Source organism: Streptomyces montanus, assembly GCF_005786655.1.
GTDB classification, from domain to species: Bacteria; Actinomycetota; Actinomycetes; order Streptomycetales; family Streptomycetaceae; genus Streptomyces; species Streptomyces sporangiiformans.
Window position 1 is genome coordinate 21,033 of sequence record NZ_VBZC01000061.1, and the last position, 16,038, is coordinate 37,070.

Genomic DNA, 16,038 nt, shown 5'->3' on the forward strand with positions numbered 1-16,038 from the left:
AAATCAAGGGGGCAAGCCCGTCATGGGGAACGGAGATACGCGGGTACGGGGCATAGCTGCCCGGGCCGGCGGCTGGAGCGTCCGGCATCGCTGGGCGGCCGTCGGCATCTGGGTGCTGTTCGTCGTCCTGGCGATGGGGCTCGGCTCGGCGGCGGGCACGGCCGAGCTCAAGGACAGCGATCAGCTCAGCGGCGAGACGAGCCAGGCCGCGCGCATCATCGAGGACGCCGGGATCGACGAGCCGGCCGGGGAGACCGTGCTCGTCCAGGCCAAGGGCGCGGGGGTCAAGGCGACGGACTCCGAGTTCCGTGCCGCCGTCGACGCCGTGATGAAGGCGGTCGAGGGCACCGGCAAGGTGACCGACGTGACCTCGCCGTACGACACGGACACGATCTCGAAGGACGGCCGCAGCGCGCTCGTGCAGTTCGACATGCGCGGCGAGGCGGAGACGGCGGGCGAGCGGGTCGAGCCCGTCCTGAAGGCCGTCGACGGCGTGCAGAAGGATCACGACTCGGTGCGGATCGAGGAGATCGGCAGCGCCAGCATGCTGAAGACGTTCGACGACGCCTTCGGTGACGACTTCCAGCAGGCGGAGTACTCCGCCGTGCCCGTGGCGCTCGGCATTCTGCTGGTGGCTTTCGGCGCGTTGGTGGCGGCACTGGTGCCGGTGGCGCTCGCGATCACCGCGATCGTGGCGACGATGGGTCTGATGGGGCTCGTCAGCCATCTGCAGCCGATGGACGACGCATCGAGCTCCGTGATGCTGCTGGTCGGTCTTGCGGTCGGCGTCGACTACTGCCTGTTCTATCTGCGGCGTGAGCGCGAGGAGCGCATGGCGGGCAGGGACGGCGAGACCGCACTGCGGATCGCCGCGGCGACCAGCGGCCGCGCCATCATCGTCTCCGGTGTCACGGTGTGCGTGGCGATGGCGGGCATGCTGTTCACCGGTCTCGCCACGTTCAAGGCGATGGGTCTGGCCTCACTGATGGTCGTGGCGGTCGCCATGGTCGGCTCGGTGACGGTGCTGCCCGCGCTGCTCTCGCTGCTCGGTGAGCGGGTCGAGAAGGGCCGGATTCCGTTCCTGCACCCGGACAAGCGGCGCAAGGGCAACGGCCGTACGGGCAACGGTCATTCGGGGACCGGTCATTCGGTGACCAATGAGAGCCGGTTCTGGACGAGCGTGCTGCGGGTGGTCCTGGCCAAGCCGGCGATCTCGCTGGTGGTCGCGGCGGGCGCGCTGCTGGCGATCGCGGCCCCCGCGCTCGGTATGAAGACCCAGAACCTCACGCTGGACCAGGAGTTCGGCGACTCGCTGCCGATCGTGGCGACGTACGAGCGGGTCAACGAGGCCTTCCCCGGCGGTTCCGAGCCGGCCGAGGTGGTCGTCAAGGCCGACGACATCAATTCCGCCGAGGTGAAGTCCGCGCTCGCCGACTTCCGTGAGCGGGCGGTCAGTTCGGGTGCCTCGCGCGGTCCGGTCGAGATCAAGGTGCACGACTCGCGCAACCTCGCCTTCGTGTACGTACCACTGGTGGGCGGCTCGGACCTGGACAAGGCCGAGAAGAGCCTGGAGACCATCCGCGACGAGGTCCGTCCGGCGACGCTCGGCAAGGTCGACGGGGTCGAGGCGCCGGTGACCGGACAGGTCGCGGGCTCGAAGGACTTCAACGACCAGCTCGTCAGCGCGGTGGCCCCGGTCTTCGCATTCGTCGTGGTCTTCGCCTTCCTGCTCATGCTGCTGTCGTTCCGCTCGCTGACGATCGCGATCACCTCGATCGTGCTCAACCTCCTCTCGGTGGGGGCGGCTTACGGCATCCTGGTCGGCGTCTTCCAGCACGGCTGGGGCGCGTCGCTGGTGGGCGCGGAGGGCGTGGGCGCCATCATCACCTGGCTGCCGCTGTTCCTCTTCGTGATCCTCTTCGGCCTCTCGATGGACTACCACGTGTTCGTGGTCTCGCGGATCCGTGAGGCGCGGCAGCGGGGGCTGACGACGCGGGACGCCATCCAGCACGGTGTGGTCACGACGGCCGGTGTCATCACCAGCGCCGCCGTCATCATGGTCGCCGTCTTCGCGATCTTCGGAACACTGTCCATGCAGTCCATGAAGCAGATGGGCGTGGGCCTCGCGGCCGCGGTCCTCATCGACGCGACGATCATCCGGGGCGTGCTGCTCCCGGCGGTCATGGCCCTCCTCGGCGAGCGCAACTGGTACTTCCCGAAGTGGCTGCACCGCCTGCCGGACCTCACCCACGACGAGTCGCCCGGGGGCGCGGGCGCGGTGTCCTCCCCGCCTCAGCCACCGGCGGTCGAGGGCGAGAAGGTCGGGGTCTGACCTCTCCGCTTTGATCTGGTGGAACCTGGTTGACGATGTGGCCGGGGCGCATGCCGCCCCGGCCACATCGCGTACGTGGGTGCTCAGGCCGCCTCGGTCACCGCTTCACGCTCGAAGGAGTCGATCGTGCGGGTGAAGTCGCGGGTGGAGAGCAACAGCTTGTAGATGATGGCGAGTTCGAAGACCAGGAGAAGGCCGCCGGAGACGATGGTCGCCTCGATCACCGCGTCGAGAAGCGGGCCGACGATGAACACACCCATCTGGAATTCGATGCCGCTCACCAGGTGGGTACGAATACGGTGGCGGAGCAGGAAGGAACGTGCGCGCAGATAGACCGGGAAGCGGTGCCGGAACTCCTGGTGAAGGTCGATGACTCGGGGCTGTTTCCGCGAGTCCTCCGTCTCCTGTGGTGAAGTCTCCGTCGCGCCTTCGGAACTCACGCTCGCCGCCTTGCGGAGATCCTGTTCGACATCGGCCTCGGGGTTGTTGCGCAGCAGGTCTTCCATGAAGGCGAGTTCGCTGGAATTCTGCGCGCGCCGCGCCTCCCGCACACGCGCCTTGATCTGCTTGCGCATGGAGTAGCGGATCTTGAAGATCTCCAGGGAGTTGATGTAGCGCAGCGTGTCGAGGCCGACGACTGCCAGGGCAAGCCATATGTAGACCGTGTCGTCGGTGCGCTGGTACTGCCCGGCCATGAGCGCGATTCCGCACACCATCACGCGGACGCGGTCGAAGACGAAGTCCAGCCAGGCCCCGAACACGGACCCCTGTCCGGTGAGTCTGGCCACCTTCCCGTCCATGCAGTCGAGGATGAAGCTCAGGTGGTAGACGATCGCGCCGGCGATCAGCCAGCGCCAGTCGCCGAGCGCGAAGAACGCCGCCGAGGCCAGCCCCAGCAGGAACGCTCCCCAGGTGATCTGGTTCGGCGTGATCTTCGTCCGCATCGCGGTGATGCGCACCAGCGGTGTGGCGACCGGGTCGACGAGCAGTACGGTCCACCACGCGTCGCGCTTCTTCTCGGTGATGCGGCGCACTTCGGCGAGGGGCGGTATGTCTCGGCGCATAGCTCAACTTCCCAGAGTTCGACTTGAGTTCACCTCACGCTAGGAAGCCGTTCGCACAAGGAACAAGAAGTGACCGGTACAACCTTCTCAGGGGGGTAACCGTCCCACTCGGTAACCCGGTCCATGGCTCGGCCGGGCACCCGCCGCGTTATCCGAGCGTTACCGAATGACCTTTCCGTTATCCAACGTGCGCCATGGCTTCACCGTTGGCGTGCAACCGTGACGGGCGGGAATTCCGAGCATCGCTCTTCGCACCGCGCTTCACCGCCTGAGCCGGTCAGTCCAGCAGGGCGGCCGTGAACATCTCTCGGTGGGCGATCAGCCAGCTGTGCATGCGATCCCAGCGTTGCCACCCACCGCGCTCGGCCAGGGCCTGAATGTAGACGGGGTCGCCGTCGGCCACACGGTCGGCGACGAAGGCGCGGCAGGTGTCGGTGGCCTGTTCGATGACGCCGGGCAGTTCGGCGCGTTCCCGCGGGGAGAGACCGTAGCTGTCGGCGAGGATCCGCAGCCGTGCGGGGGCGGCCTGCCCGGCCGGGTAGAGAGCGGCCGCGGATACGGGATCGAGCATGGGTACCCAGTAGCGGGCGGTCATGGCGACATCCCACAGGGGGCGGCCCGGGGCCGCCAGGTCGAAATCGATCAGGGCAGCGGCACGGCCGTCACGGAAGACGACGTTGTCCGGGCACACGTCGTTGTGGCACAGCATCGTTCCTCCCTCCGGGTCGGCCAGGTCCCGGGGCCACTCGACGCCGGTGTCGACCTCGATGGCCTCGCCGGCCCTGTGCAGGCGCCGCAGCAGGACTCCCACCGACCGCAGTGCGCCCTGAGTCATCGCCCAGCGCGGAAACGGCGGGAGGGCGACGTCGCCGGGGATGAAGGTCAGCTGCTCGCGGCCGTCCGCGGTGAGGCGGACCGGTGTGGGGGCCGCGTCGAAGCCGTGCTCCTTCAGCGCGAGGAGATGGGCATGGAGGGCGCGCGCGGTGCGGGGCGCCGGGCGGTCCACCAGCGCACCCCTGCGGAAGACCGCGCCCGCGTTCACCATGCCGCCGGCCAGCGCCCGGCCCTCCTCCGCCGCACCGTCGGCCCGCATGTCCTCCGCCGCACCGTCAGCCGTCATGTCGTCAGGCGCACTCGCTGTTCGAGTTCCGCCTCGATCAGGTCCGCCGCGCGCCGCGTGCCGCCCTCGGTCGCCATCTGTTCCTGGATCTCCTTCAGCCGCCGTGCCACCTCCGGGTCGTCGGTCAGCGCGAGGACGGCCTCGCGCAGGGTCTCCGCGGTCGCCTCCTCCGTCGGTACGTGGCGGGCGACGCCGAGCGCCTGGAGCATGTCGGCGTTTCCGAACTGGTCGACGGCCTGGGGCACGCAGACCATCGGCGTAGCGGTCGCCAGCCCCTCCTGGCTGCCGCCCGCGCCCGCGTGCGTGATGAAGGCGTCGGCCTGCTTCAGGATCGCCAACTGCGGTACCCAGTCCCGCACTTCCACGTTCCCGGGGATCGCGCCGAGCTCGGCCGGGTCCACGTGTTTGCCGATCTGGAGCACCATGTGCCAGCCCGGCAGATCACCGAAGGCCTTGACGCACTCGCGGTAGAAGGCCGGCAGCTTGGTGAAGGCCGAGCCGAGCGAGACGAGGAGGACCTTCTCGGCCCCGGCGGGCCGCGTCCAGTCGCCCTGTGCCGCACGGTCGCCCTGACAGGCGCCGACGAAGGTGTGCACGGTCTCGTCGACCCGGTCGGCGTTCGGCTGCAGGACCTTCGGGATCAGAGCGAGGGACCGCGAGGGGCGGCCGGCGAACACGTCGGGGTGCTGCGTGATCCCGTTCTCCTCCAGCCAGGCCTGGAAGCGGGCGTAGTACGCCCTGCCGCGCTCGGTCTTCTTCGGCTCCTCCCACATCGGATCGAGGACCTCCTCGATGTAGCCCTCCCAGGCGACGAGGTTCGGCGAGAGGGAGATCGCCTTGACGCCCCAGCGGTGGGCGAGGACGCGGGCCGGATAGGAGGAGATGTCGTGCAGGACGAGGTCCGGCTCGTCGCCCTCGTACGCCTCGATGAGCTGTGGGAGCGCCTGGATCGCGTCGTCGAGGAAGGGCTCCACGTTGTCCAGGAGAGTGCTTCCCCATGCCTCGGGGTCGTCGTCCGGGGACGGCAGTGTCGAGTTCCAGAGCTTGAGCTCGGCGCCCGTCTCGGCGACCTTCTCGGCCAAGGCGGGCGGGATCGCATAGGTCACGCGGTGTCCGCGGGCGACGAGTTCCCGGATCACTTCCAGGTTCGGGTTCACGTGCCCGTGGGCGGCGATGGAGAACATGGCGATGTGGGCGGGGGGTGGGGTGATCATGCCCCGACCATAGGCAAGACGATACGTCTCGTGCAATCCATTTTTGGCCTCATCTCTGATAGCGCGCGAGCACCAAGTTCCCGTCCTCCACCAGGCGTTGGCGCAGCTCATCCAGGTCGATCGCCCCGCTGTAGTACTCCTGGAAGGCGGGCGTGGCGATCTTGTCCTTCCACTCCGGGTAGCCCCGTACGGACTGGGCGGGGGCCGAGCGCAGATCGCGGGCGAGTGCGGTGCCTGTCGCCCAGTCGTACTCGTCCGTGTGCAGGGCGGGGTCCTTGAGGGCCTCGGTGCCGGTGGGCAGCATCCAGTCGCCGAGGGCGAGCCGGACCATGTTCTCCGGCCGGAGCAGGAAGTCGATGAACTCGGCGGCCTCCTCCTTGTGGGGGCTGTCCTGTGCGAGGGACAGCGTCTGCGGACTCACGCCCTGAGCGAGTCCGTCGGCGCCCGCCGGCGCGGGCAGCACCTGCCAGTCGAATCCCTTGGGCGCCTGCTGCACGATCTGCTGCCGGTACGAGAACCCGAGGGGGACCATCGCGTACCTGCCGCCGAAGAAGCCGGGCAGCGTGTCGGAGCCACCGCTGCCGAGCGTCGAACCCGGCGCGCTGCCATCGGTGTTCACCTGATCGTGGATGGTCTTCGGCACCACCTCGTCGTCCGTGCCGAAGCCGATCCTCACCTTGCCGTCGGCGTCCCGGTGGAACATCTGCCCGCCGGCCGACAGCGACAGATTGAGCGTGGCCGAGACGGGTTCCTTGAGCGGCCAGGCCACGCCGTACTTGCCGTCCCCGCTCAGCTCTTCGGTGATGCGCCGGAACTCGCCCCAGCTCCATGGCTTCTCGGGCGTAGGGACGCGTACGCCGGACTCCCTGAGCCACTCGGCGTTGGCGATCAGGACGCGCGGCTCCTGCAGGAAGGGCACCCCGTAGATCCCGTCCCCGAAGGTCGCCGTCTCCCAACTGCGCCGCGGGATGTCGGACTTGAGCCGCTCGGGCAGCAGATCGGTCAGATCGGCGAGATACCCGCCGTACGCGAAGTCCGCGAGGTCGTCCGCGGCGTCATGGATGATGTCCGGCGCCTCACCGCCCTCGAAGGAGGTGAGCAGCTGGTCGTGCACACTGTCCCAACTCCCCTGTACATACTCGACCTTGACGCCGGGGTGGGTGGCGTTCCACTCCTTCACGAGCTCCTTGTTGGCGTCGACGGACTCCTTCTGCCAGGCGAGAGACTGGAAGCGGAGGGTGATACGGCCGCCTTCCGACTCGCTGTCGCCGCCCGAGCAGCCACTGATCACCAGGCCCAGCACCGCCGTCAGGACCACCAGCAGTCTCGTCCGCATCAGCTCTTCACCGCCCCGGCGAGCATGCCGCCCGTGATCCGCTTCTGGATGATCGCGAAGATGACCAGCGACGGCAGTGTCGCGAGGAACGCGGCTGCCGCCAGCGGGCCCAGCTCCACGGCGCCCTCCGCGCCGAGGAAGTGTGTGAGGACGACCGGCAGGGTCTGTTTCTCCGGGGTCTTGAGCAGCACCAGCGCGAAGAAGAACTCGTTCCACGCGCTGATGAACGCGAACAGCCCCGTGGCCACGATGCCCGGCGCGAGCAGCGGAGCGATGATCGACACCAGGGTGCGCGCCTTCCCCGCGCCGTCCACCGCCGCCGCCTCCTCCAGCTCGGCCGGCACGGCCCGTACGTATCCGACGAGCATCCACAGCGCGAACGGCAGCGCCCACACCACATACACCATGATCAGACCCGGTACGGAGTTGATCAGCCGCAGGTTCTTCAGGACCAGGAACAACGGGATGATCAGCAGCACGAACGGGAACGCCTGACTGACCACCACCCAGCCGGTCGCGGCCTTCGCGAGCCGCGTGCGATGCCGGGCCATGACGTACGCCATCGGGGTCGCGATCAGTACGGCGATCACGGCCGCTCCGACCGCCGCGACCAGGGAGTTGAGCGCGGCGTCCAGCAGCGGCTGCTCGTCGAAGGCCTGCCGGAAGTTGGCGAACGTCGGGTCCTTGGGGATCCAGGTGGGGTGCAGGCTCGACAGCTCGCGCGGCGGTTTGAAGGCGGTGGACAGCAGCCAGAGGAAGGGGAAGGCGAGGAAGACGAGATACGCGAGGAGGGCGAGGTACTGGCCCGCGCGGGCGCCTTTGCCGGTCTTCACGCGTCCTCACCTCCCCTCAGGCGGCCCACGAGGAAGACGGCGAGCACCACCGAGATCACCGCGACCATCACGCATCCCATCGCCGCCGCGTACCCGAACTGCCCGTAGCGGAAGGCCTCTTCGTAGGCGAACAGCATCGGCAGCCGGGTGCGGCCGCCCGGCCCGCCGTTGGTCAGCACGTACACCAGGGCGAAGGAATTGAAGTTCCAGATGAAATTGAGCGCGGTGATGGCGAGCGCGACCGGTTTGAGGGCGGGCCAGGTGACCGTGCGGAAGCGCCGCCAGGCCCCCGCGCCGTCCATCGCGGCCGCCTCATGGAGTTCGCGGGGCGTGTTCTGCAGCCCGGCGAGCAGGGCGACCGTCGTCTGGGGCATACCCGCCCAGACACCGACCACGATCACCGCGGGCAGGGCGGTGGCCAGGCCACTCAGCCAGTCGCGGCCGTCGCCGAGGCCCAGGTCGCGGATCGTCTCGTTGAGGATGCCGGCGTCCGCGTTGTAGACGAGCCGCCACATGATGCCGACGACGACCTCGGGCATGGCCCACGGAATGATCGCGAGGGCTCGCGCCAGCCAGCGGAAGCGGAGGTTCTGGTTCAGCAGCAGGGACAGGCCGAGCGCGAGCAGGAACTGCGGCACGGTGACCCCGACCGCCCACAGCAGTCCGATCCGGAACGAGTCCCAGAACAGCGTGTCGTGCAGCAGATCCTGGAAGTTGAGGGTCCCGATCCACTGGGTGGGTTCGGTCCGGCCCGACTGGGAGTCGGTGAACGCCAGCGCGATCCCGTACAGGAGCGGTCCGACACTCAGGATCAGGATCGGTATCAGTGCGGGCAGCACCAGGAACCAGGCGCCGTGGTCCACGGCACGTCCCGTCCCACCGCTGTGTGGCGCGCGCTTCGTTGACCGCTTCGTCGCGGTCGCCAAGGTCACGTCGATCGGCTCCTTCGGGCGGCTCTGCGGTAGGAGGCAGCAGCCCCCTGGGCCGCCCTGGCGGCCCCGGTCATCGTGCTGATGGACTGACGGCGCGTCAAGGCCGCGCGCACGCCCCGGCGAGGCCCCTCACCAGTGCGAATGCGACACTGGGCGGTGTGGTGTGGCGCGATCTCGACGCCGTACGGGGACAACTCGGGGGCGTGAAGGTGGCGCGATCGTGGCGTGATCGTGGCGTGATCACGCGGGGCGACGTGCGTCGGCGGACATGAGAGGCACAGGAGGCGACTGATGGACGAGGCACGGGCACGGGACGTACTCGCCGAGGCAGGTCTCGGCCGGTCCGGCGCTCAGTTGCTCGCGCTGGGCGAGAACGCCGTGTTCGCCGCCGGTGACCTGGTCGTCAAGGTGGGGCGCGACGCCGAACTCCTCGACCGGGCGCGGCGGGAGCTGGCCATCGCCGTCTGGCTCGCCGAGGCGGGCGTCCGCGCGGTGCGGGCCGCCGAGCCCGGCCCACGGCTCGTGGCCGGCCACCCGGTGACCCTGTGGCACCGGCTGCCCGAACCCGTGCGGCCCGCCGAGCCGCGCGATCTGGCCGAATTGCTGCGGGTCGTACATGCCCTGCCCTCCCCCGCCTTCGACCTGCCGCGCCGCGAGCTGCTGGGCGGCGTCGAGCGCTGGCTGCGTCTCGCGGGCGACGCCATCGACCCGGCGGACGCCGCGTATCTGCGGGAGCGCCGCGACGGCTTCGCCACGGCGGCCGCCGCGCTCACGCCGCGGCTGCCGCCGGGCCCGATCCACGGCGACGCGCTGCCCCGCAATGTCCATGTCGGCCCGGACGGTCCCGTGCTGGTCGACCTGGAGACCTTCTCCGCCGATCTGCGCGAGCACGACCTGGTGGTCATGGCCCTGTCCCGGGACCGTTACGGGCTGCCGGCCGAGGCGTACGACTCCTTCACGGACACCTACGGCTGGGACGTGCGCGAGTGGGACGGCTGCGGCGTACTGCGCGGGGCGCGCGAGACGGCCAGCTGCGCCTGGGTCGCCCAGCACGCGCCGAGCAACCCGAAGGCGCTGGCGGAGTTCGAGCGGCGGGTGGCGTCACTGCGGGACGGGGACGAGACGGTTCGCTGGTATCCGTTCTGAGACCGCTCGGCCGGTCAGTCCTGGCCGCGGATCGTCCCGGCCGCACGACGCAGCTCGGCGAGCACCGTGCGTACGGCCTTCCGCGCGATGCGCTCGGGACGGTGGAGCGCGTCGATGTGCCGCCGGGCCTGTACGCCGCTGAGCGGCTTGAGGACCAGCGCGGGATGCGGACGCATGGTCCAGCGGGGTATCAGGGCGAGGCCTCCGCCGGCGGCGACGGCCTCGGCCACCACCGCGAACTCGTTGATGCGGTGGGCGAGATGGAGCCGACGGCCCGCGGCCGTGGCGATGGCGTCGATGGTGGCCAGGACCGGGAAGCCGTCGTGCACCGTGATCCAGGGCTGGTCGGCCACGTCACGCGGGGTGAGCCGCTGCTTGACGGCCAGCGGGTGGTCGGTGGGCATGGCCACGTCGAGCGGCTCCCGCAGCAGCGTCGTGGCCGTCACGGTGCGCGGCCATCCCGGGGTGTGATCGAGGCGGTGGGCGAGCACAAGGTCGTACTCCCGGGTCAGCGGCGGGAATTCGTCCTGTGTCACGTCCTCGTCGGCGAGGGTGAGCTTCGGCCCGCCCGGTGCGGCGAGCCCGCGTAGCAGCAGGGGGAAGAACGCCGAACCCGCGCTGTGGAAGGCCGCCACCGACACCTCGCCGTCCGGCCGGTCGACGAACTCCGCGACGGTGTGCCGCGCACGCTCCAGCGCGGTCTCCACCTCGATCGCCGCGCCGGCCAGAGCCTGCCCGGCATCGGTGAGCACCAGCCGTCGCCCCTGACGCTCGGTCAGCGGCACGGGCATCGCGCGTTGCAGCAGGCGCAGCTGCTGGGAGATCGCCGAGGGCGTCACCAGCAGCGCCTCGGCGACCGCCGTGACGCTGCCCAGTTCGCCCAGCTCACGCAGGATCCTCAGCTGCCGTTCGTCCATGAACCCAGCCTAGAGATCACTGTAGGGAAACTGAAGGATCAGTTAAGAAGTTGGCTCTGGGCTTCAGGGACGCCGGGAGTGCAGGGTGGGCGCGTGCCTGACGCCCGCCGTACCGATGCGGTACTTCTCCTCGTGGCCCTCGTCTGGGGTTCCAGCTACCTCGCCGCCCAGACGGCGACCGCGGTGCTGCCCGTCCTGGTGGTGCTGTTCGCCCGGTACGCGCTGTCCGGGCTCGCCTGTCTCGGTCTGGTCGCCGCCGACCGGACGTCCGGCGGATGGACTCGAGAGGAGATCCGGGCCGGCCTGCCCCTGGGAGTCACACAGGCGGCCGTGCTGGTCGTGGAGACGTACGGCGTCGCCCACACGAGCGCCGCGAACGCCGGACTGATCATCAGCCTCACCATCGTGATCACTCCGCTCCTCGACCGCACGGGTCACCGCGGCGGCGGCCTTCCGCCGTCCTTCTATGCGGCGGCCGGTGTGTGTCTGCTGGCCGTCGGCCTCCTCATGTCGGGCAACGGCTTCCACGCGCCCCGCCTCGGCGACCTGCTGATGCTCGCCGCCGCGCTGATCCGGGCGGCTCATGTCGCGCTCGTCGGCCGGCTCACCGCGCACCGCGCGATACGCCCGCTGCGACTGACCACCCTGCAGACCCTCGTCGGCACCGTCCTGTTCCTCGTACCGGCGTCCGGCGATCTTCCCGCCCTCGCCCACATCGGCGCGGCGGGCTGGGCCCAGCTGCTCCATCTCGCCCTGTTCTGCAGCGTGTTCGCCTTCCTCGCCCAGACCTGGGCCGTCCAGCGCACCTCGGCGAGCCGGGCGAGCCTCCTGCTGGGCACGGAGCCGATCTGGGCCGCGGCGGCGGGCATCGGCCTCGCCGGCGAACACTTCACCCCGCTCACCGGTCTCGGCGCGGCCCTGATGGTCGCGGGAACGTACTGGGGCCAGGCCGTCGAACGCGCTCACCGCACCACGGACTTCACGAACACCGAGCTCCCGGACACCGAGCTTCCGGACACCACGCATCCGCACGACACCGAAGAGGACACCGCATGCCCGACCACGGCACCACCACCCACGACTACGACACCTACGACCGTCTGATCACCCTGCTCGACACCTCCTCCATCGCCTACGAACTCATCGACCACGAACCCGAAGGCAGCACCGGGGCCGTCAGCGCGCTGCGCGGTCACCCGGAGTCCGAGGCCGCGAAGTGCCTCGTCCTGAGGGTGAAGGTGGACCGGAAGACCACGCGCCACGTCCTCGCGGTTGTGCCCGGAGACCGCCGCGTGGATCTCGACGCCATCCGCGCGCTCTACACCGCCCGGTACGCCGGATTCAGCGACTCGGCCACCGCCGAACGAATGGCCCGTGCCGTCCCCGGCACCGTCCTCCCGTTCAGCTTCGATCCCGAGCTCGAACTCGTAGCCGACCCGGACGTGGTCACCCGGCCGCGCCTGTACTTCAACGCCGCCCGCCTGGACCGCTCCCTGGTCATCTCCGGCCAGGACTACGCCCGGCTCGCCGAGCCACGGGTTGCACGGATCGCGAGTCCGGCCGCGGCGGCGTGACGGACCGGCCTTCGCGGCCGCGCCCTCAGACCCGCTCGCCCGCCAGGTCCCGCAGCGGCCATGTCCCGTCCACGACCGCGGTTTCGTCCCCCTTGCGGCGCAGGAAGCTCTGGAAGTCGGCCGCCCACTGCGCGTACCACTCGATCTGGCGGCGGTGCAGCTCGGCCGGGCCGAGGGCCGCGACCTTGGGGTGGCGGCCGGCTATCGCGCGGGCGAGCCGGGCCGCGGCCAGGGCGTCCGCGGCGGCGTCGTGGGCGGCGTCGAGCGCGACCCCGTACTCCCCGCAGACCGCTTCGAGGTTGCGCTTGCCGCGACGGTAGCGGTCCACCGAGCGGTCGATCGTGTACGGGTCGATGACCGGCGCCGGTTCCATGCCGCCGAGGCGGTCGCGCAGCGACGGCAGACCGTACCGCCGCAGCTCCGCGGAGAGCAGGGTCAGGTCGAAGGCCGCGTTGTACGCGACGACCGGCACTCCCGTCTGCCAGTACGAGACGAGCACCGAGGCGATCGCTTCAGCCACCTGGTCGGCCGGCCGGCCCTCGGCGGCGGCCCGTTCGTTGGTGATCCCGTGCACCGCCACCGCGTCGGCCGGGATCTCGACTCCCGGATCGGCAAGCCACTCGCGGCGCCCGACCGGCTCCCCGTCCCTGACCTCGATCACCGCGCCCGTCACGATGCGCGCCTCACGCGGATCGGTCCCGGTCGTCTCCAGGTCGAAGCCGATCATCAGCTCCCCGTGCCAGCCCATGCCGGTCCCCTTCTTCGTGGTGCGTTCCCCCAGTGATCTCCACGATCCCATGCACCACTGACAAACAGAGGACCGCATTCCGCTTTCCCGCCCGGAGCGCCGACGCCAGGAACCGTCAGGAACCCTCAGGACACCGGCCGCGAGTCCGCCCAGGCCAGCTCGAACTCCTCGCGGTACGTCCCGAATAGACCCTCTTCGCCGCTGTCGTCCGCCTTGACCACGCGTCCGCCCCCGCGCAGCACCAGCACGGGTGCCTCCATCCCGCGCGTCCGGCGCAGATACGACTGCACGACCGCTATGCCGTCCGAGCCGTCCCCGTCGACGAGGTACGCGGTGAAGCGGGGCGTTTCGTCGTAGACCTGGATCTCGAAGGCTCCGGGATCCCGCAGCCGGGACCTCACCCGCCGCATGTGCAGGATGTTCATCTCGACGGAGCGGCTCAACTCGCCCCGTTTGATGCCGAGTTCGCGCTCACGTCGCTTCACCGCGCTGGAGGCCGGATTCAGGAACAGCAGCCGCACGCGGCAGCCGGACTCGGCCAGCCGCACCAGTCGCCGCCCGGAGAAGTTCTGCACCAGCAGGTTCAGGCCTATCCCGATGGCGTCGAGGCGGCGGGCGCCGCCGAAGAGGTCCTCGGCGGGGAACTGCCGCAGCAGCCGCACCCGGTCGGAGTGCACGCCCACCACGTCCGCGTACCGGTCGCCGACCAGGCTCTCGACGGCGTCGACGGGCAGCCGCCGCGCGGATGGCACATCGCTGCCCGCGCCGAGTATCGCCAGGAGCTTTTCGGAGGCACGCTCGGCCTGGGACAGGACCGCTTCGGACAGGGCACGGTTGCGGGAGACGACGTTCCGGGTGACTTCCAGCTCGTCGAGGGCGAGCTCGACGTCCCGGCGCTCGTCGAAGTAGGGCTCGAAACACGGCCAGTGCTGCACCATCAGCTCGCGCAGCTGCGGCAGCGTGAGGAAGCTGAGGACGTTGTCGTCGGCGGGGTCGAGCAGATAGCCCTTGCGGCGGCTGACCTCGCGCACCGCGACGGCGCGCTGCACCCACTCCTGGCCGGCCGGTCCGGCGGCGGCGACCACCCAGTCGTCCTCGCCGTGCATCGGTTCGTAGATGGGGCGCAGAACAGCGGCCACGACCGCGCGCAGCCGCTGCTCGACCAGGTTCAGCCAGATGTAGGCCCGCCCCGCGCGCTGAGCACGCGTGCGGACCTCGCGCCAGGCCTCGGCGCCCCAGTCCAGTTCCGCTCCGATTTCCATCGGCCGCGCCAGAGACACCGCGCCGGGCGGGACATCCGTGGAGCTCCCCTCGTGACCGCTGTCACCAGGGGGCAGCTCCCGCCCTCCCGAGCCCACCCGCGCACCGCCTTCCGCTCCCCCGAGCACTCCCCCAGCCAACGATCAAGGAAGGGTACTCCGGGAGCGGCGGGCGGTGCAGCCGGATGGACAGGTCGTTTCTCAACTACCGCCTTGGGCTTGCCCGTTCTGATCGGCGAGTGCCGGCGGAGTGAGCGGATTCATAGCGGTGACGTCACGCGGGGCGATGGAGAAGCCCTGCCAGTGGACCGGCATGGGCTGCTGGTCCTCGTCCCGGGCGATGTGGTGGAAGCCGACGTTCACCCAGGCCACGGGGTGGGTGAGGGCCTGCCCGTTGACCCACTTGTCGACGGACTTGCCGACTCCGGTACCGCAGTTGCGCAGGTTGTTGCTGGCGAACTGTTCGCACTTCTTGTACTGGGTGAAGTAGATGTCGTGCTTGGTGTAGCTGCGGCCCGGGTACTTGGACGAGGCGCCCGGGACGATCTCGTACGAACGGGCGTGCTCGTCCTTGTTCTTGCCCACCGTGCTGACGACCCGCCACCAGCGCATGTTCTTGGCGTTGCCGGCGAGCTCCTTGGTGATCGACTTGCGCGTGGTCTTGTTGCGCGGGGCCTCGCCGCCCGCGGCGGGCGGGCTGACCACGGAGTCGTACTGCTCGACCTTGTTCTTGGAGCTGCCGTCGAGGCCGAAGTTGAGCCGCCAGAAGACGTTGTGGCTGTGGCTGGTGGCGTACGACCTCGCGCCCTTGCCGATCGGCCAGCCGTGGCCGTCACCCGCGTCGTAGTCCCCGGGTGAGAGGCTGCCGGTGGCGCCGACGTTCATGTTGACGGTGCCGTCGTCCTGGAAGCGCCACTCGGTGATGTACTCGTACCAGCCGACCTGGTTGACGGTGTAGACGAGCAGATCCTTGCCCTGCTGCTGCCAGACCTTGCTCGGGCTGTCGCCCTGCATGCGGTAGGCGTGGCCGCGGGAGCGGGTCGTGGTGCACAGGCCCTTGACGTTCGGGTGCTCCGGGTCCCAGGAGTCGGGGACCTTGACGGTCTTGATGGTGCCGCCGGGGCACTCACCGGGGGCCATGTTCATCAGGCCCTGCCCGAAGCCGGCGCCGGTGAGGTCGTCGTACTCGACCGAGCCGTCGTCGTAGGGGACATGGATCTGGGCGAGCTTCGCACTGGTCAGGACACGTATCGGGCGGTCTTCGCCCTTGGGCTGGTACGAGACGTTCTCCAGGACGAGCCCGGCCTCGCTCTCGTAGTGCCAGCACATCGTCCATGTGGTGCCGGTGTCGAGTTTCTGCTCGATCTTGTACGCCGCGCTGCAGTCGGCGGCCGCCGCGGGGGCGGCCTTGGGAGCCGCTGTGGGCTGGGCGACGGCGGGTCCCGCGGTCATGGTCGCGCCGACGGCCAGCGCCGCCACCGAGAGGCCTACCGCCGTCCGGCCGTGGGCACGGCTGATTCTGTTCACGCGCATGAAGAAATGACTTCCTTACCGAGGAGCGTC

The 16,038-nt window shown here is 69.8% G+C and carries 14 protein-coding genes; 4 read left to right on the forward strand and 10 right to left on the reverse strand.

Translation table 11 applies throughout. From position 1 onward, the window contains the following. Window positions 1–22 precede the first annotated feature (22 nt). Window positions 23–2,332, forward strand: a complete 2,310-nt coding sequence (locus FE633_RS37790; RefSeq protein WP_138049687.1) for an MMPL family transporter — start codon at window positions 23–25, stop codon at window positions 2,330–2,332. An 83-nt stretch (window positions 2,333–2,415) separates the two neighbouring features. Here FE633_RS37790 and FE633_RS37795 read toward each other — a convergent pair whose 3' ends face one another. The 6 genes from FE633_RS37795 to FE633_RS37820 form a co-directional block, all read right to left on the reverse strand. Then, a complete protein-coding gene (locus FE633_RS37795; protein WP_138049688.1) occupies window positions 2,416–3,396 on the reverse strand; it encodes a CDP-alcohol phosphatidyltransferase family protein in 981 nt (326 codons plus the stop codon). Between the two features lie 277 nt (window positions 3,397–3,673). Further along, window positions 3,674–4,516, reverse strand: coding sequence for a phosphotransferase (locus tag FE633_RS37800; protein ID WP_246114012.1), 843 nt, complete (start codon window positions 4,514–4,516; stop codon window positions 3,674–3,676). Next, the gene (gene mgt, locus FE633_RS37805) at window positions 4,513–5,730 is read right to left on the reverse strand and encodes a macrolide-inactivating glycosyltransferase (protein WP_246114013.1); all 1,218 of its coding nucleotides are present in this window, start codon (window positions 5,728–5,730) and stop codon (window positions 4,513–4,515) included. Before mgt ends, FE633_RS37800 begins: the two co-directional genes overlap by 4 nt. A gap of 49 nt (window positions 5,731–5,779) precedes the next feature. Further along, window positions 5,780–7,066 carry an ABC transporter substrate-binding protein gene (locus tag FE633_RS37810; protein ID WP_138049690.1) on the reverse strand — a complete coding sequence of 429 codons (1,287 nt, stop codon included), beginning with the start codon at window positions 7,064–7,066 and terminating at the stop codon, window positions 5,780–5,782. Then, window positions 7,066–7,899, reverse strand: coding sequence for a carbohydrate ABC transporter permease (locus tag FE633_RS37815; protein WP_138049691.1), 834 nt, complete (start codon window positions 7,897–7,899; stop codon window positions 7,066–7,068). The genes FE633_RS37810 and FE633_RS37815 overlap by 1 nt, the downstream gene beginning before the upstream one ends. After that, on the reverse strand, window positions 7,896–8,831 hold the full coding sequence (locus tag FE633_RS37820; protein WP_138049692.1) for a carbohydrate ABC transporter permease: 936 nt from the start codon (window positions 8,829–8,831) through the stop codon (window positions 7,896–7,898). Before FE633_RS37820 ends, FE633_RS37815 begins: the two co-directional genes overlap by 4 nt. 291 nt (window positions 8,832–9,122) lie before the next feature. On the opposite strand from FE633_RS37820, the gene FE633_RS37825 reads away from it, so the two are divergent. Continuing rightward, window positions 9,123–9,977 (forward strand): phosphotransferase enzyme family protein, encoded by an 855-nt coding sequence (locus tag FE633_RS37825; protein ID WP_138049693.1) that lies wholly within the window; start codon window positions 9,123–9,125, stop codon window positions 9,975–9,977. A gap of 14 nt (window positions 9,978–9,991) precedes the next feature. On the opposite strand, the gene FE633_RS37830 is transcribed toward FE633_RS37825, so the two are convergent. Beyond that, on the reverse strand, window positions 9,992–10,894 hold the full coding sequence (locus FE633_RS37830) for a LysR family transcriptional regulator (RefSeq protein ID WP_138049694.1): 903 nt from the start codon (window positions 10,892–10,894) through the stop codon (window positions 9,992–9,994). A gap of 93 nt (window positions 10,895–10,987) precedes the next feature. Here FE633_RS37830 and FE633_RS37835 point away from each other — a divergent pair, with 93 nt between their 5' ends. Then, window positions 10,988–11,998, forward strand: coding sequence for a DMT family transporter (locus tag FE633_RS37835; protein WP_138049695.1), 1,011 nt, complete (start codon window positions 10,988–10,990; stop codon window positions 11,996–11,998). Next, window positions 11,947–12,468, forward strand: a complete 522-nt coding sequence (locus FE633_RS37840) for a YbaK/EbsC family protein (RefSeq protein WP_138049696.1) — start codon at window positions 11,947–11,949, stop codon at window positions 12,466–12,468. The genes FE633_RS37835 and FE633_RS37840 overlap by 52 nt, the downstream gene beginning before the upstream one ends. A 25-nt stretch (window positions 12,469–12,493) precedes the next feature. On the opposite strand, the gene FE633_RS37845 is transcribed toward FE633_RS37840, so the two are convergent. The 3 genes from FE633_RS37845 to FE633_RS37855 form a co-directional block, all read right to left on the reverse strand. Further along, on the reverse strand, window positions 12,494–13,216 hold the full coding sequence (locus FE633_RS37845) for a 3'-5' exonuclease (RefSeq protein ID WP_138049697.1): 723 nt from the start codon (window positions 13,214–13,216) through the stop codon (window positions 12,494–12,496). 125 nt (window positions 13,217–13,341) lie between these two features. Then, window positions 13,342–14,574, reverse strand: coding sequence for an SAV2148 family HEPN domain-containing protein (locus FE633_RS37850; protein ID WP_138049698.1), 1,233 nt, complete (start codon window positions 14,572–14,574; stop codon window positions 13,342–13,344). Between the two features lie 102 nt (window positions 14,575–14,676). Beyond that, window positions 14,677–16,008, reverse strand: coding sequence for a copper amine oxidase (locus tag FE633_RS37855; RefSeq protein ID WP_138049699.1), 1,332 nt, complete (start codon window positions 16,006–16,008; stop codon window positions 14,677–14,679). Between the last annotated feature and the right edge of the window lie 30 nt (window positions 16,009–16,038).

What these genes read in the sequence shown, in the direction of transcription:
- FE633_RS37800 (WP_246114012.1), bottom strand. Translation starts at nt 4,516, where the DNA reads ATGACGGCTGACGGTGCGGCGGAGGACATGCGGGCCGACGGTGCGGCG.
- FE633_RS37795 (WP_138049688.1), bottom strand. Translation starts at nt 3,396, where the DNA reads ATGCGCCGAGACATACCGCCCCTCGCCGAAGTGCGCCGCATCACCGAG.
- FE633_RS37830 (WP_138049694.1), bottom strand. Translation starts at nt 10,894, where the DNA reads ATGGACGAACGGCAGCTGAGGATCCTGCGTGAGCTGGGCGAACTGGGC.
- FE633_RS37810 (WP_138049690.1), bottom strand. Translation starts at nt 7,066, where the DNA reads ATGCGGACGAGACTGCTGGTGGTCCTGACGGCGGTGCTGGGCCTGGTG.
- FE633_RS37790 (WP_138049687.1), top strand. Translation starts at nt 23, where the DNA reads ATGGGGAACGGAGATACGCGGGTACGGGGCATAGCTGCCCGGGCCGGC.
- FE633_RS37845 (WP_138049697.1), bottom strand. Translation starts at nt 13,216, where the DNA reads ATGGGCTGGCACGGGGAGCTGATGATCGGCTTCGACCTGGAGACGACC.
- FE633_RS37840 (WP_138049696.1), top strand. Translation starts at nt 11,947, where the DNA reads ATGCCCGACCACGGCACCACCACCCACGACTACGACACCTACGACCGT.
- FE633_RS37855 (WP_138049699.1), bottom strand. Translation starts at nt 16,008, where the DNA reads ATGCGCGTGAACAGAATCAGCCGTGCCCACGGCCGGACGGCGGTAGGC.
- FE633_RS37825 (WP_138049693.1), top strand. Translation starts at nt 9,123, where the DNA reads ATGGACGAGGCACGGGCACGGGACGTACTCGCCGAGGCAGGTCTCGGC.
- mgt (WP_246114013.1), bottom strand. Translation starts at nt 5,730, where the DNA reads ATGATCACCCCACCCCCCGCCCACATCGCCATGTTCTCCATCGCCGCC.